At 36.4% G+C, this 693-nt stretch carries 1 pseudogene; it reads right to left on the bottom strand.

What is annotated here, in order from left to right:
- Window positions 1–693: pseudogene (locus tag ELQ05_RS08125) on the bottom strand (flagellin); the annotation flags it as partial.

The following is a 693-nucleotide window of genomic DNA, read 5'->3' on the forward strand; positions in this document are numbered from 1 at the left end:
TTGATTTTGCACCGAACCTATGTCTGCTCTGATTTGATCAAGATTAGTTATAGCAGTTTCGGCTATATCCATTACAGCCATAGCACCTTTAAGAGTAGTTACGCCGGCTGTTTCGCTTACAACTCCAGCCGCATTACCTGTTGAAGTTTTTAAAAGCGCAAATTGAGAATTTCCTGAACCTCCAGAGAAACCTGAACCAGCAGAAATAGTATATACATTACTTGCTGTAGACATTGAAGAAATAAAAACAGCACCAGATTCCAAACCTATAGATATATTTTTACCACTACCTATAGAAAAACCTGAACCTTGAGAGAAACCTGAACCATCACTACTCATATAAGCAGATACAGAGGTATAACCTGCTATAATTTGTTTTCCTCCACCATTAAAAGAGTTAAAACCCATTGCATCAGCTGTATTTGCATCAATTTGACCTTTAGACTCTCTTAAAGATACCGAAGATTGAGAAATCATATCTGTAGCACCCATACCTATAGCACTAAGATTGCTTCCGCTGATGTTAATATCTCTACCATCATTTTTTACTAAAGATAATCTTCCATAATTTTCTTTTTGAGTATTTAAAATTCCAGAACTAACCCCTATATCTCCAGTGATTTTAATCCCTCTACCATCAGCTGAAGTAAGAACAAGCTTACCATTTTCATCTTTAGAAGCTTGAACTCCGGT

It is taken from the genome of Campylobacter sp. US53, assembly GCF_004378995.1.
Classification (GTDB): Bacteria; Campylobacterota; Campylobacteria; order Campylobacterales; family Campylobacteraceae; genus Campylobacter_D; species Campylobacter_D jejuni.